We start from the raw sequence: 20,859 nt of genomic DNA, 5'->3' as shown, positions 1-20,859 counted from the left end.
ATTTCATTCCTAATTTCCAAACCGCAATATATTAATTCAAATGGTGGCACCGTCTACAAGTATTATGTCGACCTGCCCGTTACATAAGAAATAAATTGTGCTATAATTACTAATGCAAGAAGGAATGCTTGAAAGGGCTAAGGTGATTACTTTGCAAACTACTACAAATGAATTGCAGCATCTTAAGAAAATGATAGAAGATAAAATTCATCATACATATCTTAAAAAGTATATTCAAAAGCCCGTAATTGATGAAAACAAATTACTCATTTTATATACAATTTTAATGAATACGTCACTATCTTCTCATAAGAAAGAAAAGTACATTTTAACAACAATGCTCGTTCAAATTGCTTTGGATACGCATGAGTTAGTACCAGACCAAACAAGAGAGAAAAGTGAATTCATCCGTCCAATTCAAGGTCAGCTAAATGTTTTAGCTGGAGACTATTATAGTGGCCTTTATTATTCAATTTTATCTGAGATTAATGATGTTGGGATGATTAAAACACTCGCGACAGCGATAAAGGAAATAAATGAGCGAAAGATGAAACTTCATTATGTAGAAGCTCAATCCGTGGATGATTGGTTCACAAACCTAAAGCTGATCGAATCTCTTCTTGTTACAGAAGTGGCAGAATATATAGAACAGCCTGGTCTGAATGTATTTGCGCAAGAGTGGATGTTAATTAATAGAATCAATCAAGAGTTGGGAAAATTAGAAACTGAAAACTCCCTTTTGAACAAATTGATGGATACGAAAATGAATCATTCTATCGATTTAAGTCAATCGGACTTAGAAAAAGCTCTTAAAATGCAAATAGAAAAAGTGAAAGATCTTTTGGCTAAAATCCCTGAATCATATACGGGGTTAAAAGTTTATATTCGAAATACACTTAAGAGTGACACTTAAAAACATGAACTTGGAAGAAGGATTAAAGATGCCTGAACAATCAAAAGAAGAACGCGTACATCATGTGTTCGAAAAAATTTACGATAAATATGACTCCATGAATTCCATTATTTCGTTTCAAAAACATAAGTCATGGAGAAAAGATGTCATGGAACGAATGAACGTTTTCAAGGATGCATCAGCGTTAGATGTTTGCTGTGGGACTGGAGATTGGTCCATTGCATTGGCTGAGGCAGTGGGAGATAACGGGAAAATAGTAGGCCTTGATTTCAGTGAAAATATGTTATCCGTTGCAAAAGAGAAGAATAAAGAGCTAAAATACGAACAGCTTGAGTTTATTCATGGTAATGCGATGGAGCTTCCTTTTGAAGATAACTCATTTGATTACGTAACGATTGGTTTCGGATTACGTAATGTTCCTGACTATATGACAGTATTAAAAGAGATGTATCGCGTTGTTAAACCTAGTGGAAAAGTAGTTTGCCTGGAAACTTCACAACCTACTTTATTTGGGTTTCGGCAATTATATTATTTTTATTTTCGTTTCATAATGCCGTTATTTGGACGATTGTTTGCAAAAAGTTATAAAGAGTATGCATGGCTACACGAATCAGCAAAAAACTTTCCGGATAAAAGTGAATTGAAGCAAATGTTTTTAGAGGCAGGTTTTTCTCAAGTTGAAGTGAAAAGCTATACTGGTGGGGTAGCTGCCATGCACATGGGCTACAAATAAGAAGTAACAATATATAAAGTATTTTAACTCAAAGGTGAATTTCATGAAATTAGCTAAAACATACAGTTATCTAAAAAAGGATTTAGAATTAATCGAGGAAGCATTGGCTGAGGTTATTCAAGCAGAGCATCCAGTATTAAGAGAAGCTTCAACACAGTTGTTAAAGGCGGGAGGAAAACGAATTCGTCCTGTCTTTGTTTTGCTATCTGGTCAATTCGGGGAGAATTATAATATAGAAGATATTAAAACAGTTGCCATTTCATTAGAACTAATCCATATGGCAACATTGGTTCATGATGATGTCATTGACGATGCGGACCTGCGTAGGGGAAAGCCAACTATAAAAAAACGTTATGGAAATCGAGTAGCAATGTATACCGGTGACTATATACTGGCACGAGCTTTAGAAAACATAACAACATTGAAAAAACCTACAATACACCAATCGTTATCTAAAACATTAGTCGAAGTAAGTCTTGGAGAGATCGAACAAATGAAAGAAAAGTTTGATTGGAATCAAAATCTACGGACTTATTTGCGTCGAATTAAACGAAAAACAGCGCTGTTAATTGCTACGAGTTGTAAACTAGGAGCAATAACATCAGGGTTATCGGATAAAGAAATAAACTACCTTTATCAATATGGGTATAATATAGGTATGTCTTATCAAATTATTGATGATATATTGGATTTCACCTCTTCTCAAGAGGCATTAGGGAAGCCTGCTGGTAATGATCTAATTCAGGGGAATGTTACACTTCCAGTTTTATTTGCAATGAATAATCCAACTTTTGCTCAATTTGTCCAAAAAACATTTAATCAATCGGATTCTACTGTTTCGGACCAGGATATGAAAAATGTTATTAATATGCTTAAAAACTCTGGAGCGATCGAAGCCTCGTATAGGGTTAGCGATATGTATTTAGACAAGGCAATGCAGAACTTAAGTAAGTTACCGAACAATAAAGCGAAAGCAACCTTGGAGAACATTGCTAAAATAATTGGAAAAAGAACTTCCTAAGTTTTATTGTTATTTTCTATAAAATTTGATAGAATTTAAACGGTTACAAAAAGAAATATACATACTAAAAAGAGGTGTAATTGTGGAGAAAACATTTTTAATGGTCAAACCAGACGGCGTACAACGCAATCTAGTAGGGGAAATTGTAAATCGTTTTGAAAAAAAGGGCTTTACATTAGTTGGAGCTAAACTAATGCAAATATCAGATGATCTTGCACAAGAACATTATGGTGAGCATAAAGAGCGTCCTTTCTTTGGTGAATTAGTAGATTTCATTACATCCGGACCAGTGTTTGCAATGGTATGGGAAGGAGAAAATGTAATTAAAACAGCTCGTGAGATGATGGGGAAAACAAATCCTGCTGAAGCTGCTCCGGGTACTGTTCGAGGTGATTATGGAGTAACAGTAGGGAAAAATATTATTCATGGATCCGATTCACCAGAAAGTGCTGAAAGAGAAATTAACTTATTCTTTGATTCGAAAGAACTTTTAACCTATACAAAACAAGAAAGTACTTGGATTTACTAGTAAGAAAGCGCCTCCGTTTAAACGGAGGCATTTTATTAGCGATAAGGAATTATTATTCTATTCGATGCAATTCTCTTACGTTTTAGAGTTGCACCTAAAATTTAACAACTAGATAAAGAGGCAGGAAAAATGACGAAAGATTATTATGAATTTATCAAAAGAATTAAATTAAAACTAGGTATTGATCTCACTTTATATAAAGAAGCTCAAATGAAGCGAAGACTTACTTCACTTCGCGATAAGCGTGGTTATGGAGATTTTCTTTCTTACTATGAAACACTTGATAAGGACGACAAGCTGTTAGCAGAATTTGTAGATCGGATTACAATAAATGTTTCCGAATTCTACCGTAACCCAAAGCGCTGGGATGTGTTAATAGATACAATTTTGCCAATGCTTAGTAAGGATAAATCTACGCTTAAAATTTGGAGTGCAGCCTGTTCAACAGGAGAAGAGCCGTATAGTATTGCGTTGATTATGCGAGAGTATTTTCCACAACTTGACACTACAATTATTGCTACAGATATAGATGATAATGTTTTGAAAAAAGCGAAGCAAGGTATTTATCAGACTTCTGCTCTAAAAGATTTACCGTCTTCGATGAAGGATAAGTATTTTAAATTTGAAAATAGTTTATATCATATTAATGACAGCGTAAAACAAGATATCCAATTTAAGAAACATAATTTACTAGAAGATGCTTATCCGAAAAATGTGGACTTAATCATCTGCCGTAACGTTCTTATATACTTCACCGATCAAGCAAAAGATAAAATTTACGCTGACTTTACAAAAGCATTATCACCAGAAGGAGTTTTATTTGTTGGGAGTACAGAGCAAATATTTTCCCCAAGTGCGTATAATCTACATTTAGTAGATACATTCTTCTATCAAAAAGATTAATTTTACTCACTCTTATCCTATTGGGGTAAGAGTATTTTATTTTCCTCTAGAGTTGTGGTAGACCAATAGATTTACGTTTTTGCTACCATTTACATTTAATAGGACGTTGTGTATGGATTAGTTAATTTCGTTTTTATAATATGCTATAGTAAAATTTAGGTGTAAAGAGGAGGTAGATCATGCGTTATTTAACGGCGGGTGAATCCCACGGAAAACAAGTAACAACAATTATTGAAGGTATCCCAGCTCAGATGCCATTGGTAAAGGATACGATAAATGAATCATTGCTACGAAGACAAAAAGGGCATGGGCGAGGGAAGAGAATGCAAATTGAAAAAGATCTCGTTGAAATTACAAGTGGTATTCGACACGGGTATACATTGGGATCACCTATTTCATTAGTAATACACAATGATGATTATAAACATTGGACAGATATTATGGGAGAAGAACCGATTAAGGAAGATACAAAATTAAGAAGAGTGGTAACAAAACCCCGACCTGGACACGCAGACTTGAATGGAGCTTTGAAATACGGTCATCGAGATATGCGTAATGTATTAGAGCGCTCCTCTGCAAGGGAAACTGCTGCTCGGGTTGCGGCAGGGTCAGTTGCAAAAAACATGCTCTCCCAGCTAGGAATTGACATATGTGGTCATGTTAAAGAAATTGCAGGTATACAAGCGTGCGTTACATCAGATATGAAAGTAAAAAGTAAACAAGAGATCTCAGAAGCTTCTCCTGTTCGGACCCTTGATAAAAAGGTTGAACAACAGATGATGGATGCTATAGATCAAGCAAAAAAAGATGGTGATTCGATAGGTGGTGTGGTCGAGGTAAATGTTGAAGGAGTGCCAGCAGGTGTTGGCTCTTATGTTCATTATGACCGAAAACTAGATAGCAGAATTGCGGGCGCAGTAGTTAGTATAAACGCTTTTAAAGGTGTCGAATTTGGTATCGGTTTTGATGCTGCGAGAAAAAATGGGAGTGAGGTTCATGATGAGATTGCTTGGGATGCTCAACGTGGATATTACCGAAAAACGAACCGTTTGGGTGGTTTTGAAGGCGGAATGACAACTGGGATGCCGCTTGTCATAAAGGGTGTAATGAAACCTATCCCAACACTGTACAAACCGCTTCAAAGTGTCGATATCGAAACAAAGGAACCTTTTCAGGCGAGTATTGAACGATCAGATTCCTGTGCTGTTCCAGCAGCTGCGGTTGTAATGGAACATGTTGTTGCATTCGAAATTGCTAAAGCAATTCTTGAGCAATTTCCACACGACCAATTTCCTAAATTAAAGCAGGCTATAGATGAATACCGTGAAGAATTAAGGTGTTTCTAATGAAAGAAATCATAATTAAGTCTAGTTCCCATACCTACCCTATATATATTGGTGAATCCATTCGATTTCAATTGAATGAAGTTTTAAAAGAAGATTACTCTTCTATATTAGTGGTTACCGATGATCACCTCGAGAAGTTGTATTTAAATTCCTTTCTACAATCGCTGAATCATAATAAGGTACATCATGCCACCATTCCTGCTGGTGAATCTTCCAAAAGCATTGAGCAGTTCTATCAACTCCATTCTGCTGCGATAGAATATGGATTGGATCGCTCTTCGTTATTAATTGCATTTGGTGGAGGTGTTGTAGGAGATTTAGCTGGTTTCGTAGCCGCAACCTACATGCGGGGGATTGACTACATTCAGGTGCCGACGACAATATTAGCACATGATAGTAGCGTTGGCGGGAAAGTAGCTATTAACCATGAAAATGGGAAAAATTTAATCGGAAGTTTTTATCCTCCCAAAATGGTAGTTTATGATATTGAAATGCTGGATACATTACCTTTAAAAGAGATACGTTCTGGTTATGCAGAATTGATAAAAGAGGCCTTGTTATCAGATGAAAGCTTTTATGATGAATTACTGAATACCAATCTACAGTTTCTTCGTAATGAACATTTAATCGAACATTTGGAGAAGGGGATAACAACAAAGGCTACGATTGTGGAGGAAGATGAACGGGAATTAGGGAACAGAAAGTATTTAAATCTTGGACATACTTTCGGGCATGCTTTGGAAGCGGAGTTAGGGTATGGAAATTTGACACATGGCGAATCTGTTGCTATTGGATTGTTATTTGCATTAACCATCAGCGAAAAAGAATTCGATATGGATATGAAAGTAAAGCGCTTCTATCAATGGTTAAAAATGAATGATTATCCTTTTCCTGTTGAGCAATTAAATATAAATAAACTATTCTCAAGAATGAAAGTTGATAAGAAAACCGTTAGCCAATCAATTCAAATGGTGCTGCTAAAGGACATAGGGGTTCCCGTTATGGTTGAATTAGGTAACGAAAAAATTAATGAATATTTATTTTTATTTTTGGAGCAGCTTCGACAACGGGAAAACTGGGAATGAAGAAAAAGGAAAGGTGATGGAATGGGAGAATTATTCTTACCTATTAATGTCCCACTAGATGGAGAAATTGAAGTTCCTGGAGATAAGTCGATCTCACACCGAGCAGTGATTTTTGCATCACTTGCAAAAGGGACTAGTAATATTACACACTTTCTTGATGGAGAAGATTGTATGCGAACAGTAGACGTCTTTCGATCAATGGGAGTGGTTATCGAAAAACAAGATAATCAGTTAATTGTTGAAGGAAAGGGTCTAGGCAGTCTGAAAGAGCCCAATCAACCACTATATTTCGGAAATTCAGGAACAACTGCTCGATTAATGTGTGGATTATTAGCGGGGTTACCGTTCTTTTCTGTCGTCTATGGTGATGTCTCCTTGACACAACGGCCGATGGATCGCATAGTCATCCCACTAAAGCAAATGAATGCTCAGATAGAAGGACGCAACGAAGGGAAAAACTTACCATTGTCAATTAGAGGTAGGAAACTAAAAGGAATGACATATGAATTACCGGTCAAGAGTGCCCAAGTAAAATCTGCACTTCTGTTTGCTGGTTTAAACGCGGATGGACCAACTACAATTATTGAAAAAACTCCAACTAGAAACCATACCGAAAATATGCTACAAGCATTTGGTGCCAATTTAGAAATTGAAGGCGATCGAATGACGATTCAACCAGGAAAAGATTTTACTGCACAGGACATTTTTATTCCTGGCGACATATCATCAGCGGCATTTTTTATGGTTGCTGCAGCTATAATTCCAAACAGTCAAGTTACTTTGAAAAACGTCGGCTTAAATAAAACACGTACAGGTATTCTTGAGGTCCTAACGCAAATGGGCGGGAAACTAATCATTGAAAATGAAACAAGTAATAGCGGTGAGCCTATGGGTGATATTACAGTAATGCAGTCTACTTTAAAAGGGATTATAATTGAGGGAGAAATTATCCCAAGGTTAATTGATGAGATACCAATAATCGCTCTGTTAGCTACTCAGGCAGATGGTAAGACCATTATTCGTAATGCAAAAGAACTTAGGGTTAAAGAAACAGATCGAATTAAAGCGATTGTAGAAGTGTTACAGACAATGGGAGCCTCAATTGAATCTACAGATGATGGGATGATTATACACGGTAAAACGACTTTAACTGGTGGAAAAGTATCTTCATATGGTGACCACCGAATTGCTATGATGTGTGTTGTTGCGTCGTTAATCGTTCGAGGAGAAATAGAACTGGATGAATCACAATCAATAGCCATTTCTTATCCTAATTTTTTCGATGATCTAAAAAAGCTAACTTCATCCGAATAATTTCAGGGAATCTCTGTATGAGGTTCTCTTATTTTACATCAGTAGAGTGAACGTTTAAAATTTACATATTACCGTGTATAAAGGATGATTATTTTATGGATACAATAATGAGAGCGTTAGGCTTAATGGAGAATAATCAGAATGAAGAGGCCATAGAGCTATTAGAGCAATATATACCAACTGCGAATGAAGAAGAAAAATACACAATAGCAGAGTTATTTATTCAATGGGGACTTCTAAACGAAGCAAAGGAAATTTTACAAGATTTACTACAAAACTACCCGGATGAAAGCGACCTTAAAATCATGCTAGCTGACATTTATATTGAACAGGAAAATGATGAGGAAGCTATTAATCTGTTGGGTAATATTGCAGAAGACGATGAGGCCTATACGCAAGCATTAATCCAGTTAGCAGATTTATATCAAGCCCAAGGACTACATGAGGTGGCAGAGCAAAAACTATTGCTAGCTAAGAATAAAAACCCAAATGAAATTATTATTGATTTTGCTCTTGGAGAGCTATATTTCTTTATTGGAGAAAGCAATAAGTCAATTACGCACTACGAGAAAGTGGCACAACAAACAAATGAAGTTGCTTCAATCTCTATATATGAGCGGCTAGCAGAAGCATATGCCAGTGTAGGCGAATATGAAGCTGCACTAAACTACTACCAAAAAGAAGATCATGAGAATGTTGATACATTATTCAAATATGGTATAACTGCTTTTCAAGCAAACCGAAAAGATATTGCAATTCATGTATGGGAAAAAGTGATTGAACAAGATTCCTACTATCATACAGCTTATTTTCAGTTAGCCAAAGCATATGAAGAAGAAGAATTGATTCAAGAAGCATTTGATACCTCCCAAAAGGGTATAAAAGTAGACGAGTTTAATAAAGAGCTTTATTTTTATACAGGGAAACTAGCCCATAAATTAGGGCATGACGTAGAAAGTGAATCGTTTGTACGTCAAGCAATTGCACTTGATGTAGATTATAAAGAAGCTGTGTTATTTCTAATAGAATTACTCAAAGAGAAAGAAAAACATGAAGAAATTGTTGAATTGGTACTCGAAACGAAAAGAACAGGGGCAGATGATCCTATATATGAATGGGAAGTTGCACGAGCATACAATGAAATAGAATCGTTTAAGGATGCATTAAACCACTATAAGGAAGCATATAATAGCTTACAACATGATAGTGACTTCTTAAAAGAATATGGATATTTTCTTGTTGAAGAAGGGAGGAAGAAAGAAGCAACTCAAGTATTTGATGAATACTTAGCTTTACAACCTCTAGATGAAACGATACGTGAATATGTCGAACGATTAAGACAGTTATAATGAATAACAGGTGTTGGTTTTTAGGAATTCCTTCACTTTGGAAAAGGATGATGAAGGAGGTAATCGTCCAAGGTGCAAACTCCTATTTCTGTTAAAGATAAAAAAAGTTTTATCCAATGGTTTCTTAATAACTATCAGCTAAAAAAGAGAGAAAGTGTTTGGATTTTGAACTATTTAATCAATCATCAGGAATTATTATCCAATGTTCATTTTGTACGTGATGCAAAATTTTGCCCTAGAAGCATCATTATTTCCAGTCATTGCTCAAAAGAAGTACCGTTTCGGTTTTACAAAGATCATTTAGTTACGACGGATCCTGAAAAATCATTTCATGATATCCGCCTAAATCAAAAGGATCCTCTTTATATCCAGCTAAACTTCAAAAAAGCGCATCAAAACACGTTATATGCTGCTGTTTTAGAGGATAATCCATTTGTACCAGATGAATACTTTATTACCCGAAAAGATAAGGATCTTGCACAGCGATTATTGGATTACTCATTACGTAGCTTTAAGGAAAAAGATTTATTGAAAAAAATCGATCTCGCCCTTGATGAAAAAAGGGAGGAAGAGTTTCATAAATTAGTAAAAGAACTAAAAAGTCTCGAAAAGAATTCATTTTATCAACCTTAATTGTAATTGCAATAGGTTGATTTTTTTTGTTTAATTGAGATAAAATTTAGAAGAAATATTATAAAATATTGGTGACAGTTAACAATAATAGAAGGGTGAGTTCTCATGAAGTGGAATGAACAAGACATTGAAAAATACCTAAGTGCAAAAGAATATATAGATACGGTAATTTTTCCTTTAATACCATTTGAGTTATCACAAGATTCAACTGCTGGTAAAAATGCTTTTGCATCCGAGGTACTTGCTATTTTTTCGAGTGAAATAGAAAAAGAGCTCACCGGAAGGGTTTTACTAATTCCAGGTTATAATTATTTGAAATCTACTGATAAAGAACAAGAGGTGGAGAGAATTAATAATTGGGTTAATGATATAAAGCAACAACCCTTTCAACATATTTTCTTTCTCTCATTCGATTCAACTTGGAAAAAGCTTGAAAATACTTTAGACGGTAATTTTTTGTGGTTACCAGGATTTCAATCAGGTGATGTTCATTCTGAAGAGATGCAAGTATTAATTCGTGAGCAAGTAAAACAAATTGTTGAATTAATAAGGTCTTATTGGTAATAACTAAACAATACATATATTAATTTCCAGGTGAAATTAAAAACTTTTCGTAACAAATGGCATTATTTATTGACCAAGCTGATAGTTTGCGCTATCATGGTAATGTCCTAGTAATCTGATTAAAATATTGTCCGTGATTAATGTAAAGAGGGGGGAAAATCATGAGTGAAGAAAAGCAACAAGTGTCCCGTCGACAATTTCTAAATTACACCCTAACAGGTGTAGGTGGATTTATGGCAGCAGGACTACTAATTTCACCAATACGTATGGCAATTGATCCTGTATTAAAACCATCAAGTGCTGGTGAATATGCGAATGTTGGATTAGCTGTTGAAGATATTACAACAGAACCACAACGTGTCGATTGGAAAATTGACCAGGTGGACGGCTGGTATGAATCTAAGGTAAGTAAGTCTGCATGGGTTTTTAAAGATGATAATGATGAGATAATGGCACTGTCTCCTACTTGTACACACCTCGGTTGTGTTGTTTCTTGGGAAGGTAATGACGATCATCCAAATCAGTTTTACTGCCCATGTCATGATGGACGCTACTATAAGGATGGTACAAATATTGAAGGTACTCCACCTACAAGGCCATTAGATTTATATGATCATAAAGTTGAAAATGGAATGTTATACCTTGGTAAAGCAAATGTCAGAGGGGAGGCGTAATTATTTATGTTGCAAAAAATTTATGATTGGATCGATGAACGTATAGATATTACGCCGATCTGGCGGGATATCGCAGATCACGAGGTACCGGAGCATGTTAACCCTGCACATCATTTCTCTGCGTTTGTTTATTGTTTCGGTGGTCTAACGTTTTTTGTCGTTGTAATTCAAATTTTGTCTGGAATGTTCTTAACGATGTATTACGTTCCAGATATTGAAAATGCCTGGAAATCTGTTTACTACTTACAGACAGAAGTAGCACATGGACAAATAGTTCGAGGAATGCATCACTGGGGTGCTAGTGTTGTCGTTGTAATGCTATTGTTACATACATTGCGTGTATTTTTCCAAGGTTCTTATAAAAAACCACGTGAATTAAACTGGATGGTTGGAGTATTGCTTTTCTTTGTTATGCTTGGCCTAGGTTTCACGGGATATTTATTACCATGGGATAATAAAGCGTATTTCGCGACTCAAGTTGGTTTGGAAATTGCAGAGCAAGTTCCATTTATTGGTGATCAGCTAAAAACCTTACTTGCTGGGGACTCTGAAATTGTAGGTGCCCAGACGTTAACAAGATTCTTTGCGATTCATGTATTCTTCTTACCAGGTGCATTGTTCGCGTTAATGGCTGTACACTTTATACTAATACGTAGACAAGGTATTTCAGGACCACTATAAAAAGGAGGGGAAAGCTGTGCATAAGGGTAAAGGAATGAAATTTGTCGGTGACTCTCGGGTAACCGCCGAACGTACTTCACAAATACCGAAAGACTATTCTGAGTATCCTGGTAGAACGGAAGCTTTTTGGCCTAACTTTTTATTAAAAGAGTGGTTGGCTGGATCTGTATTTTTAGTTGGATTCTTATGTTTAACATTAGCACATCCATCGCCATTAGAAGGTATTGCTGATCCAACGAATGCAGCTTATATACCTCTACCAGATTGGTACTTCTTATTCTTATATGAACTTTTAAAATATGAATTCGCTAGTGGACCATATGTTATTATGGGTATATTAGTACTGCCTGGCTTAGCATTTGGAGCACTATTATTAGCGCCATTTTTAGATAATGGTCCAGGACGTAGACCACACCAACGTCCGATTGCAGTAATTATGATGCTATTAGGTCTAATTTCTGTTAGTTGGTTAACTTATGCATCTGCGGCTCATGTTGATTGGGAAACGCGTGCTGAGGAAAATAAACCAATCCCACCGAGTTCTGTAGAAATAGATACGGAACATGAAGGCTACGCGTTTTACGAAGAAAACTGTATGTCTTGTCATGGTGGCGAGTTGGAAGGTGGCGGAGCTGCGCCCGGATTAATTGGAATTGATTATTCAGCAGAAGAAATTGCTGATATTGCTAGAAATGGTATTAACACAATGCCAGCTGATCAGTTCACTGGATCTGATGAGGATCTAGAGAAATTAGTTGATTTTATAATAACTACAAATGAACAAGCAGAATAGTTTGTTGTGAAAAAAGCACCTTTGCCATTAATCATGGTAAAGGTGTTTTTTATACATGATGTAGAGAGGGTTTAATATATGAGTTATTTTAAATATCTATTACTCGATCGTCGATTTTTAATCATTTTATTTATTATTAATTTATTCGGTACCATATATGGTTACATGTGGTACGAATCTCAATTGGCAGTAACACCAACGAAGTTTTTATTATTTGTGCCAGATAGCCCTACAGCAAGCCTGTTTTTTACAGTGTTTTTATTATTTTTTATCTTCCGTAAAAATGTTCCTTACATTGAAGCACTTGGAATGATAACGTTATTCAAGTACGGTATTTGGGCAGTCGTCATGAATTTACTGATGTTAATCGTAAATGGTTCTTTAAGTTGGGAAGGTTATATGCTAATAGCCTCACACGGAGCGATGGCGATTCAAGGATTGCTATATGCTCCTTACTACAAAATTAAATTAAAACACATTGTAGTTGCAGCAGTGTGGACGTTACATAATGATGTTATTGACTATGTATTTGAAATGATGCCAAGATATTCATCCTTGAATGATTACATGGATCAAATAGGTTATTTTACATTTTGGTTAAGCATAGTGTCTATTTATATTGCTTATCAATTAACGAAGCGAAATCAACAGACATTATTTTAGAACTGTTATATCTAGACTCTCACTCACATATATATAGAATAAATAGGAGTGAGAGGTGATCTCTATGAGAAATATACATAAATATATGACAAAGTTGTGGGGGATTGCATTCATAGGGATTGTATTATTTATTACATCCGGATTATTGATTCAGAATCCAGTATATGCAAAAGGGGATTCTACCAAAGAAAACACGGAAATGATGCCGTTTTATTGGATGATTTTTATCGTTGGAGGGTGTATTGCGATTACATTAACTTACGTTAGTTGGAGAAAATATAGAGGTGAAAAGAAAAAAGGCAAGAAAAAAGGTAAAATGATTGACTAACGGGGTATTTTTGACTAAAATTGACCTTAGAAAGAACATAATTAATAAATGGAGGAATGACAAGTGTTCAGTAGTTTCGGTGGTTATTTGATTTATCTAGCCCTCATACTCATTATTCCGATTTGGGCTCAGTCTAAGGTGAAAAGTACGTATCGTAAGTATTCAAAAAAACCGATATCTTCTATGATGACGGGCGCTCAAGTGGCAAGGAAAATCTTAGATGATAACGGGTTATACAATGTAAATATAGAAGAAACAAGAGGAACTTTATCCGATCATTATGATCCTAGAAAAAAAGTCGTACGATTATCCTCCGATATTTTTCACGGACACTCAATGGCTTCATCTGCAATTGCTGCGCATGAAGTAGGACATGCTATACAAGATGAGCAAGGTTATGCTTTCCTACGTTTTCGAACTTCTTTGGCGCCAGCAGCTAATTTAGGTTCGAACATGTCGTTCATTTTAATCCTAGCAGGAATTATCATGGGCGCAATGAATTTAGTGTTATTTGGCATTATTTTTATGTCCGTTGCCGTTTTATTTCAACTTGTAACGTTACCTGTAGAATTTGATGCATCTAATCGAGCGATGGGTCAAATGGTATCTGCGGGAATCATACGAAATAATGAAGAACGTGAAACAAAGAAAGTGTTAAACGCTGCAGCAATGACATATGTAGCAGCTGCACTTGTAGCAGTAGCAGAGTTGCTACGATTTATTTTAATGTTTGTTAATAACGATTAATATGATAACGAAGTGGCTGAAAACAAATTGTTTTAGCCTAAACAAAACCGAACCAGTTCAATTCATCAGAATTTGAATCCGTTCGGTTTTTATTTGTGCATTTTTATGCATACAATTACACATAACGTATATAATGCGCATAACTTTTGGTTTCATCTAATGGAAATATTGTTAGTTAGCCGCTACGGCAGAACGCTTCGCTTTCAGCGGGCACGGCCTCAGCCTCCTCACGGACAAACCACCGTTGCGGGGTCTTCGGACACGTGCTGTTCCCGCAGGAGTCTACGCATTCCGCCTCCGCTGTTGAAGTGGTTCTTATTCTGCGAGAATATACACATGAAACGATGATTATTGATTGAATAATAATCAAAAAAATACCAGCGAAGGAAATACATGGAGACTCCTGCGGGAACAGCGAAGACGCTGAGACCCCACAGGGAACCGCCCTTTGCGAGCGAGGAGGCTCAGCGCGAGCCCGCGGAAAGCGTAATGTATTTCCGTAGCGATTGTCGAAGCTCTGAACAATCGTCCATTAACCTAAGCTACAAAAAGTACGTCGCATAATATATCAACTGTGTATTTCGTTTGGAGAGTTTCGTTCTGTTGTAAATGCAAATTTACTTACCGTTCAATCGGGTTTTTATTTTCATCTAATGTAAATCCTTCGCCTAATACATCGTGCACGGAACTTACTGCTACAAATGCATGGGGGTCAATAGAATTAATAATGTTTTTTAACCGAACAATCTCATTCCTACCAATTACACAGTAGAGAACGTCACGTTTTTCCCCTGTAAAGCTTCCTTTTCCGTCTAAGACCGTGACACCGCGGTCCATATCCTTCATTATTTTCTTAGCAATCATATCACTTTGCGATGATATGATTGTCGCGCCACGAGCTGAATAAGCTCCTTCCTGAATAAAGTCTATTACACGAGCTGCAATATAAACTGCAACAAGTGTATACATTCCTTCTACTAACTCTAATATGGTGAAAACGGAAGTCGCAATAACCACGAAATCAAACAAAAACATTGTTCTACCCATGCTCCATCCAACATATTTATGGACAATCCGAGCAATGATATCCACGCCACCAGTTGTACCCCCATAACGAAATACAATACCAAGACCTACACCGATAAAAACACCAGCAAAAAGTGCAGCTAATGTCATATCAGATTGCAAATAAGTTGGGAATGGGTTAATTTGGAAAATGCTTAAAAATAATGATACAGCTAGTGTACCAATTATCGTGTAAATGAATGTGTTTCTACCAAGAAATTTCCACCCAATTAACAAGACAGGTAAATTCAAAACAATGTTCATAATAGCAGGATCCCATTTAAATGCAAAATACAAAAGAAGCGTGATTCCTGTAAACCCACCTTCACCTAGGTTATTTTGCATATTAAAATGAACAATACCGAACGAAAAAATCGCCGATCCAACAAGTATGAATAGAATATTCTTTAATTTCAAACCGAAAATCATGGAAATACCTCCTATTCTTTACAAAGAAACTCGTGCACTTTTCCCATTATAATCAAATACGATGTTTAATGGAATGAAAATTTACTTTTAGGGGTAAAAAATTTGTCAAAATGAATCCTATTAGCTAACATTAAGGTAGAAATTGATGAAAAGGGGATTATTATCATTAACCAACCTAATTATCATACGAAAGAAATACAAGAACGAGTGGACGCATATATCTCCCAATTTAAAGAAGGATATTTTTCACCGTTAAGTTTAATGGCTAGACTAACAGAAGAAACGGGTGAATTGGCCAGGGAAGTAAATCATTATTATGGTGAAAAACCCAAAAAAGCTACAGAGAAAAGTAAATCAATGGAAGAGGAACTTGGTGATATTATTTTTGTCCTAACGTGCTTTGCTAATTCATTGAACATCAACCTTTCGGAGGCTTTTCAAATTGCTATGGAAAAAATAGAAACACGTGATAAAGATCGTTGGACTAGAAACGATTCATCGCTGGAATAGGAGGAAGACAACCATGACAATAAATGTAGTAATAGCTGGACCTAGAGGAAGAATGGGAACGGAAGCTGTTAAAATGGTAACAAATGAACCATCCTTTAATTTAGTAGCTTGTATTGATCGCAAAAATGATGGGGAAAAAATGAGAGAATATCCAAATTTGTCTCAGCAAAATATCCCCGTATTTGAAAGTCCAGAGGAATGCTTTCATACAAAAAAAGCCGACGTATTTATTGATCTGACAGTTCCTGAAGCATGTTTTGATCATGCTACTTTGGCGATTCAAAATAACATTCGCACGGTAATTGGTACTTCTGGATTGACTGCCTCACAGATAGAGGAATTAACCATTCTGTCGAATAACAATCAAACTGGTTGTATAATAGCTCCTAATTTTGCTATCGGAGCTGTCTTAATGATGCAGTTTTCAAAAATGGCCGCAAAATATTTTCCTGATGTTGAAATTATTGAGAAGCATCATGATCAAAAGTTAGATGCACCATCAGGGACAGCGGTAAAAACCGTTGAGTTAATTAAAGAAACAAGAACAGCTAAATCTCAAGGTCGTCCTGATGAAGAAGAAACGATGCCAGGAGCAAGAGGAGCAGAGGAAGAAGGAATTCACGTACATAGTGTGCGTTTGCCAGGACATGTAGCTCACCAGGAAGTGATATTTGGTAGCAGTGGACAAACACTAACCATTAAACATGACTCAATCGATCGCCAGTCATTTATGTCTGGAGTGAAGTTTGCAGTGGAAAAAGTAATGGATATGAATAAATTAGTATATGGACTGGAAAATATTCTTGATATTTAATACTATTTTCCAAAGTATATTGAAATAGGGGGATGAATATGAAAATAGCGCTCATTGCTCATGATCAGAAGAAGCCAGAAATGATTCAATTTACGATTGCATATAAAGATATATTAAAAGACCATGAGCTATTTGCAACTGGAACAACGGGTAAGCGTATTAAAGAAGAATCCGAGCTACCTATACATCGCTTTCAATCAGGTCCTTTAGGTGGGGACCAGCAAATTGGAGCAATGATAGCAAACAATGAAATGGATATCGTTATTTTTTTTCGTGATCCACTCACGGCCCAGCCACATGAGCCTGATGTTAGTGCTTTAATGCGATTATGTGATGTGCATTTTATACCTTTAGCAACGAATTTAGCTGCAGCTGAAATTATTATACACGGATTAGAGCAAAATAATTTAGAATGGCGAAATGTTAGAGCAAAAGCAAAGGATATTAAAAAATGAAGATCGGTATTACATGTTATCCAACGGTTGGTGGTTCAGGAATCATCGCAACCGAATTAGGAAAGTTACTAGCAGAATCTGGGCATGAAATTCACTTTATTACTTCAAGTTTACCCTTTCGCCTGAATCGAGTTTATCCATCGATTTATTATCATGAGGTAGAAGTGAACCACTATCCCGTATTTCAATATCCCCCCTATGATCTGGCGTTAGCAACGAAAATGGCTGAGGTAATTGATCGGGAAGAATTAGATATCCTACATGTCCATTATGCAATGCCCCATGCTATTTGTGCGATATTAGCTAGAGATATAGCTGAGCGTAATGTAAAGATCGTAACAACATTACATGGAACAGATATAACTGTTTTAGGTATTGATGATACATTTAAGAAGATGATTAAGTATGGAATCGAAAACTCAGATATGGTTACAGCAGTTTCCAATAGCCTAGTAGAAGAAACGAAAGAAAGACTAGGTGTAGAAAAAGCGATTCATGTAATTCATAATTTTGTAAATGAGCAGGAGTATTTCAAAAAAGAGTTGGCTCCACTTAAGCAACAATATGGCATTGAGCCTGGAGAAAAAGTCGTTATCCATATTTCTAACTTTCGTAAAGTTAAGCGTGTCAAGGATGTTGTACGTACGTTTGCTAAAGTAAGAAAACAGGTTGATGCGAAGCTTTTGCTTGTTGGTGATGGGCCAGAGTATTCTAGTGTAAGTCAATTCGTATCTAAACTAGAGATGGACGAACATGTGTTGTTTTTAGGTAAACAGAAGAATATTAGTGACTTATTGTCGATTTCTGATTTAAAAATACTCATGTCTGAAAAGGAAAGTTTCGGTTTGGTGTTACTAGAAGCAATGAACTGTGAAGTGCCTTGTATCGGAACAAATATCGGTGGAATTCCCGAGGTTATTAAACATAACGAAACAGGATTTATTGTTGAATTAGGAGACACGGGCGGTGCGGCAGATTATGCGGTGAAACTTTTGCAGGATGAGTTTCTATTAAACCGATTCTCACAAAATGCGGTTGCATTCGCAGAAAAGAATTTTCATTCATCACGCATTGTTAATCAATACGTTAAACTCTATCAAGAGGTATTACAATTACATGAAGAAGGGTGATTATATGCTTAAAGGCCCTTTTCTGAAAGCATCAGAAATTATAAAAAATATTGAAGCGAACGGTCATCAAGCATATTTTGTGGGCGGATGTGTTCGTGATTTATTATTAGGTCATCCAATTGGTGATGTTGATATTACAACATCTGCTCCGCCAACGGTTGTACAGAAAATATTTGACGATGTAATCCCTGTAGGAATAGAGCATGGAACAGTTATTGTTAGACATGAAAACGAGTCTTATGAAATAACTACCTTTCGTGTAGAAGGACAATACTCCGACCATAGGCACCCGGATTCAGTAGAATTTATTGATCAAATTGACAAAGACTTGGAGAGACGAGACTTTACTATTAATGCGTTGGCAATGGATTTAAATGGACAGATAATGGACCTCTTTGCAGGTAAAGCAGATTTACAAGCAAAAGTAATACGGACCGTAGGAGATGGTGATACGCGTTTTGTAGAAGATCCATTACGTATCATCCGAGCTTTGCGTTTTTCAAGTCAATTGGGATTTTCTATTGAGGAAGAAACATTAAAGGCTATTGATCGTGTGAAGCCAAAAATTCAGACAATTGCTATCGAACGAATAACAACAGAATTTAATAAGCTCGTGCAAGGAAACTACGTAAATAATGGCATTCATTATTTGAAACGAATGCGTATTGATCATTACTTACCAGTGTTCTCAGACAATAAAGGTTTAATCGAAAAATTGCCTAATAATTTGAAACCGCTAGAGTCAATAGCTGAGTTATTTGCATTACTTCATTATGTAGATCCCAGTATTGATGTACATACTTGGTTTAAGGCTTGGAAGTGTTCCAATCGTGTAAGGAAAGAAGCAAATGATTTAAGTAACGCGATATTTAATTTTTCTCGAAACGGAATTAATCTATGGCTCGTATACCAGTTACCAGTTGAATACCATGCAAGGTTTATTCGATTGGTGTCGATTCTATTACCAAATAAGTTTATTTCAATGGACCAAATGGAAGCTTATACACATCGTCTTCCTATTCGATCCAAACGAGAATTGGAAATCAATGGGAATGACCTAATAGCTTTACATCCAACACTTCCTAAAGGTCCTTGGATTCAAAAGTTACTGAATCAAATCGAATATTTGGTCGTGATGGGAAAGTTAGAAAATAATCGTACTAAATTAAAGGAATGGATAAAATGGAATCCACCCGAAATAAATTAATACATTTATTAGAACAATACAAAGAAACTTATATTTCAGGACAATTATTATCAGAAAAACTTAATATTTCTCGTAGTGCAGTGTGGAAGCATATGAAAGAACTAGAGAAAGATGGCTACGAAATAGAGGGTGTCTCAAAAAAAGGCTATCGTATACTCAATTCACCAAATCGTATGAGTGAGAACACCCTCCAATGGGGGTTGAAAACCGATTGGTTAGGAAAAACAATTGTACATAAAGAAGTGACAACATCCACTCAGCATATTGCGCATCAGTTGGCACAAGAAGGTGCGAACCATGGAACCATAGTTATAGCTGATGAGCAAACTAATGGAAAAGGTAGGATGAATCGACAATGGCATTCCTCGCGTGGAAAGGGAATATGGTTAAGTTTAATCTTACGGCCATCGATTTTGCCATACCTAGCTCCACAACTAACGCTATTAGCTGCAACAGTACTAACTGAGGTTATAGAGACTACTACAACTACAAATCCTAAAATAAAGTGGCCAAATGATATTCTAATTGATAGAAAAAAGGTTGCTGGAATATTAACAGAGCTACAGGCAGAACAGGATCAAATACAATATGTAGTAATTGGAATGGGGATTAATGTAAATCACGAACTGGAAGATTTACCTGTTGAAATTCAGAATAAAGCATCTTCGCTCCAATTACAAACAAAGCAAAGTTGGGATATAAAGAGACTGGTCCAACAACTATTATTTACTTTTGAAAAAGAGTATGAAGCTTATATCGAAACTGGCTTTATGGGAGTGAAGCGGAAATGGGAAGCACATAGTTTTAAAATTGGAGAACAAATCAGAGTATCAACTTTAAGAGACAAGTGGGTAGCTGAGTTTTCTGGTTTAGCGGATGATGGAGCTTTGATTATAACGAATCCAGACCATACCACCCAGAAATTATATTCTGCTGAAATCGATTGGTTTTATGAGTGATAATTAAATATCGA

The 20,859-nt window shown here is 36.1% G+C and carries 24 protein-coding genes; 23 read left to right on the top strand and 1 reads right to left on the bottom strand.

The annotated features are described in order from the left end of the window. The first annotated feature begins 112 nt into the window (after window positions 1–112). The 17 genes from BMX40_RS03550 (at window position 113) to BMX40_RS03470 (ending at window position 14,276) form a co-directional block, all read left to right on the top strand. Window positions 113–913 carry a heptaprenyl diphosphate synthase component 1 gene (locus BMX40_RS03550; protein WP_090866904.1) on the top strand — a complete coding sequence of 267 codons (801 nt, stop codon included), beginning with the start codon at window positions 113–115 and terminating at the stop codon, window positions 911–913. 28 nt (window positions 914–941) lie between these two features. After that, window positions 942–1,646: a demethylmenaquinone methyltransferase gene (menG, locus tag BMX40_RS03545; RefSeq protein ID WP_090866902.1), complete on the top strand. Its 705-nt coding sequence runs from the start codon at window positions 942–944 to the stop codon at window positions 1,644–1,646. Between the two features lie 43 nt (window positions 1,647–1,689). Continuing rightward, entirely contained in the window at window positions 1,690–2,667 is a 978-nt protein-coding gene (hepT, locus tag BMX40_RS03540) for a heptaprenyl diphosphate synthase component II (protein WP_090866900.1), read from the top strand. A gap of 82 nt (window positions 2,668–2,749) precedes the next feature. Continuing rightward, the gene (gene ndk, locus BMX40_RS03535; protein WP_090866899.1) at window positions 2,750–3,196 is read left to right on the top strand and encodes a nucleoside-diphosphate kinase; all 447 of its coding nucleotides are present in this window, start codon (window positions 2,750–2,752) and stop codon (window positions 3,194–3,196) included. Window positions 3,197–3,325: 129 nt separating this feature from the next. Continuing rightward, complete coding sequence (locus BMX40_RS03530) at window positions 3,326–4,099, top strand: CheR family methyltransferase (protein WP_090866897.1); 774 nt, start codon at window positions 3,326–3,328, stop codon at window positions 4,097–4,099. 179 nt (window positions 4,100–4,278) lie between these two features. Then, window positions 4,279–5,445 carry a chorismate synthase gene (gene aroC / locus BMX40_RS03525; RefSeq protein WP_090866896.1) on the top strand — a complete coding sequence of 389 codons (1,167 nt, stop codon included), beginning with the start codon at window positions 4,279–4,281 and terminating at the stop codon, window positions 5,443–5,445. Further along, window positions 5,445–6,530, top strand: coding sequence for a 3-dehydroquinate synthase (gene aroB / locus BMX40_RS03520; protein WP_090866894.1), 1,086 nt, complete (start codon window positions 5,445–5,447; stop codon window positions 6,528–6,530). Before aroC ends, aroB begins: the two co-directional genes overlap by 1 nt. A 21-nt stretch (window positions 6,531–6,551) precedes the next feature. Next, on the top strand, window positions 6,552–7,844 hold the full coding sequence (gene aroA, locus BMX40_RS03515; protein ID WP_090866892.1) for a 3-phosphoshikimate 1-carboxyvinyltransferase: 1,293 nt from the start codon (window positions 6,552–6,554) through the stop codon (window positions 7,842–7,844). 95 nt (window positions 7,845–7,939) lie between these two features. Then, window positions 7,940–9,193 (top strand): tetratricopeptide repeat protein, encoded by a 1,254-nt coding sequence (locus BMX40_RS03510; protein ID WP_090866890.1) that lies wholly within the window; start codon window positions 7,940–7,942, stop codon window positions 9,191–9,193. A 72-nt stretch (window positions 9,194–9,265) separates the two neighbouring features. Further along, complete coding sequence (locus BMX40_RS03505; protein ID WP_090866888.1) at window positions 9,266–9,826, top strand: ReoY family proteolytic degradation factor; 561 nt, start codon at window positions 9,266–9,268, stop codon at window positions 9,824–9,826. 105 nt (window positions 9,827–9,931) lie between these two features. Next, window positions 9,932–10,390, top strand: coding sequence for a YpiF family protein (locus BMX40_RS03500; protein WP_090866886.1), 459 nt, complete (start codon window positions 9,932–9,934; stop codon window positions 10,388–10,390). A 161-nt stretch (window positions 10,391–10,551) separates the two neighbouring features. After that, on the top strand, window positions 10,552–11,064 hold the full coding sequence (locus BMX40_RS03495) for a QcrA and Rieske domain-containing protein (RefSeq protein WP_090866884.1): 513 nt from the start codon (window positions 10,552–10,554) through the stop codon (window positions 11,062–11,064). A 6-nt stretch (window positions 11,065–11,070) separates the two neighbouring features. Continuing rightward, window positions 11,071–11,745, top strand: a complete 675-nt coding sequence (gene qcrB / locus BMX40_RS03490) for a menaquinol-cytochrome c reductase cytochrome b subunit (protein WP_090866883.1) — start codon at window positions 11,071–11,073, stop codon at window positions 11,743–11,745. Between the two features lie 16 nt (window positions 11,746–11,761). Then, entirely contained in the window at window positions 11,762–12,538 is a 777-nt protein-coding gene (locus BMX40_RS03485; protein WP_090866882.1) for a menaquinol-cytochrome c reductase cytochrome b/c subunit, read from the top strand. 78 nt (window positions 12,539–12,616) lie between these two features. Then, window positions 12,617–13,201: a lipoprotein heptaprenylglyceryl N-acetyltransferase LhaT gene (gene lhaT, locus BMX40_RS03480; protein WP_090866881.1), complete on the top strand. Its 585-nt coding sequence runs from the start codon at window positions 12,617–12,619 to the stop codon at window positions 13,199–13,201. 64 nt (window positions 13,202–13,265) lie between these two features. Beyond that, entirely contained in the window at window positions 13,266–13,529 is a 264-nt protein-coding gene (locus tag BMX40_RS03475) for a sporulation protein YpjB (protein WP_090866880.1), read from the top strand. Between the two features lie 63 nt (window positions 13,530–13,592). Beyond that, a complete protein-coding gene (locus tag BMX40_RS03470) occupies window positions 13,593–14,276 on the top strand; it encodes a zinc metallopeptidase (RefSeq protein WP_090866879.1) in 684 nt (227 codons plus the stop codon). Window positions 14,277–14,897: 621 nt separating this feature from the next. On the opposite strand, the gene BMX40_RS03465 is transcribed toward BMX40_RS03470, so the two are convergent. Then, window positions 14,898–15,770 (bottom strand): YitT family protein, encoded by an 873-nt coding sequence (locus BMX40_RS03465; protein WP_090866878.1) that lies wholly within the window; start codon window positions 15,768–15,770, stop codon window positions 14,898–14,900. A 114-nt stretch (window positions 15,771–15,884) separates the two neighbouring features. On the opposite strand from BMX40_RS03465, the gene BMX40_RS03460 reads away from it, so the two are divergent. The 6 genes from BMX40_RS03460 to BMX40_RS03435 are packed head-to-tail and all read left to right on the top strand — an operon-like array spanning window position 15,885 to window position 20,845. Continuing rightward, window positions 15,885–16,280, top strand: coding sequence for a nucleotide pyrophosphohydrolase (locus BMX40_RS03460; RefSeq protein ID WP_139177904.1), 396 nt, complete (start codon window positions 15,885–15,887; stop codon window positions 16,278–16,280). A 13-nt stretch (window positions 16,281–16,293) separates the two neighbouring features. Further along, complete coding sequence (dapB, locus tag BMX40_RS03455; protein WP_090866875.1) at window positions 16,294–17,094, top strand: 4-hydroxy-tetrahydrodipicolinate reductase; 801 nt, start codon at window positions 16,294–16,296, stop codon at window positions 17,092–17,094. A gap of 38 nt (window positions 17,095–17,132) precedes the next feature. Further along, window positions 17,133–17,549 carry a methylglyoxal synthase gene (locus BMX40_RS03450; protein WP_090866873.1) on the top strand — a complete coding sequence of 139 codons (417 nt, stop codon included), beginning with the start codon at window positions 17,133–17,135 and terminating at the stop codon, window positions 17,547–17,549. Next, window positions 17,546–18,679 (top strand): N-acetyl-alpha-D-glucosaminyl L-malate synthase BshA, encoded by a 1,134-nt coding sequence (gene bshA, locus BMX40_RS03445; RefSeq protein ID WP_090866871.1) that lies wholly within the window; start codon window positions 17,546–17,548, stop codon window positions 18,677–18,679. The genes BMX40_RS03450 and bshA overlap by 4 nt, the downstream gene beginning before the upstream one ends. After that, window positions 18,666–19,886, top strand: coding sequence for a CCA tRNA nucleotidyltransferase (locus tag BMX40_RS03440; RefSeq protein WP_244513333.1), 1,221 nt, complete (start codon window positions 18,666–18,668; stop codon window positions 19,884–19,886). Before bshA ends, BMX40_RS03440 begins: the two co-directional genes overlap by 14 nt. After that, window positions 19,862–20,845: a biotin--[acetyl-CoA-carboxylase] ligase gene (locus BMX40_RS03435; protein WP_090866869.1), complete on the top strand. Its 984-nt coding sequence runs from the start codon at window positions 19,862–19,864 to the stop codon at window positions 20,843–20,845. The genes BMX40_RS03440 and BMX40_RS03435 overlap by 25 nt, the downstream gene beginning before the upstream one ends. Window positions 20,846–20,859 lie beyond the last annotated feature (14 nt).

It is taken from the genome of Oceanobacillus limi (genome assembly GCF_900111445.1).
GTDB classification, from domain to species: domain Bacteria; phylum Bacillota; class Bacilli; order Bacillales; family Amphibacillaceae; genus Ornithinibacillus; species Ornithinibacillus limi.
This window is presented reverse-complemented; position numbering and strand designations above follow the sequence as displayed.

Coding starts and splice junctions, on each gene's coding strand:
- aroC (WP_090866896.1), top strand. CDS start 4,279: ATGCGTTATTTAACGGCGGGTGAATCCCACGGAAAACAAGTAACAACA.
- BMX40_RS03500 (WP_090866886.1), top strand. CDS start 9,932: ATGAAGTGGAATGAACAAGACATTGAAAAATACCTAAGTGCAAAAGAA.
- menG (WP_090866902.1), top strand. CDS start 942: ATGCCTGAACAATCAAAAGAAGAACGCGTACATCATGTGTTCGAAAAA.
- bshA (WP_090866871.1), top strand. CDS start 17,546: ATGAAGATCGGTATTACATGTTATCCAACGGTTGGTGGTTCAGGAATC.
- qcrB (WP_090866883.1), top strand. CDS start 11,071: ATGTTGCAAAAAATTTATGATTGGATCGATGAACGTATAGATATTACG.
- BMX40_RS03450 (WP_090866873.1), top strand. CDS start 17,133: ATGAAAATAGCGCTCATTGCTCATGATCAGAAGAAGCCAGAAATGATT.
- aroA (WP_090866892.1), top strand. CDS start 6,552: ATGGGAGAATTATTCTTACCTATTAATGTCCCACTAGATGGAGAAATT.
- BMX40_RS03530 (WP_090866897.1), top strand. CDS start 3,326: ATGACGAAAGATTATTATGAATTTATCAAAAGAATTAAATTAAAACTA.
- BMX40_RS03440 (WP_244513333.1), top strand. CDS start 18,666: ATGAAGAAGGGTGATTATATGCTTAAAGGCCCTTTTCTGAAAGCATCA.
- BMX40_RS03435 (WP_090866869.1), top strand. CDS start 19,862: ATGGAATCCACCCGAAATAAATTAATACATTTATTAGAACAATACAAA.
- lhaT (WP_090866881.1), top strand. CDS start 12,617: ATGAGTTATTTTAAATATCTATTACTCGATCGTCGATTTTTAATCATT.
- BMX40_RS03495 (WP_090866884.1), top strand. CDS start 10,552: ATGAGTGAAGAAAAGCAACAAGTGTCCCGTCGACAATTTCTAAATTAC.
- hepT (WP_090866900.1), top strand. CDS start 1,690: ATGAAATTAGCTAAAACATACAGTTATCTAAAAAAGGATTTAGAATTA.
- dapB (WP_090866875.1), top strand. CDS start 16,294: ATGACAATAAATGTAGTAATAGCTGGACCTAGAGGAAGAATGGGAACG.
- BMX40_RS03475 (WP_090866880.1), top strand. CDS start 13,266: ATGAGAAATATACATAAATATATGACAAAGTTGTGGGGGATTGCATTC.
- BMX40_RS03550 (WP_090866904.1), top strand. CDS start 113: ATGCAAGAAGGAATGCTTGAAAGGGCTAAGGTGATTACTTTGCAAACT.
- BMX40_RS03510 (WP_090866890.1), top strand. CDS start 7,940: ATGGATACAATAATGAGAGCGTTAGGCTTAATGGAGAATAATCAGAAT.
- aroB (WP_090866894.1), top strand. CDS start 5,445: ATGAAAGAAATCATAATTAAGTCTAGTTCCCATACCTACCCTATATAT.
- BMX40_RS03465 (WP_090866878.1), bottom strand. CDS start 15,770: ATGATTTTCGGTTTGAAATTAAAGAATATTCTATTCATACTTGTTGGA.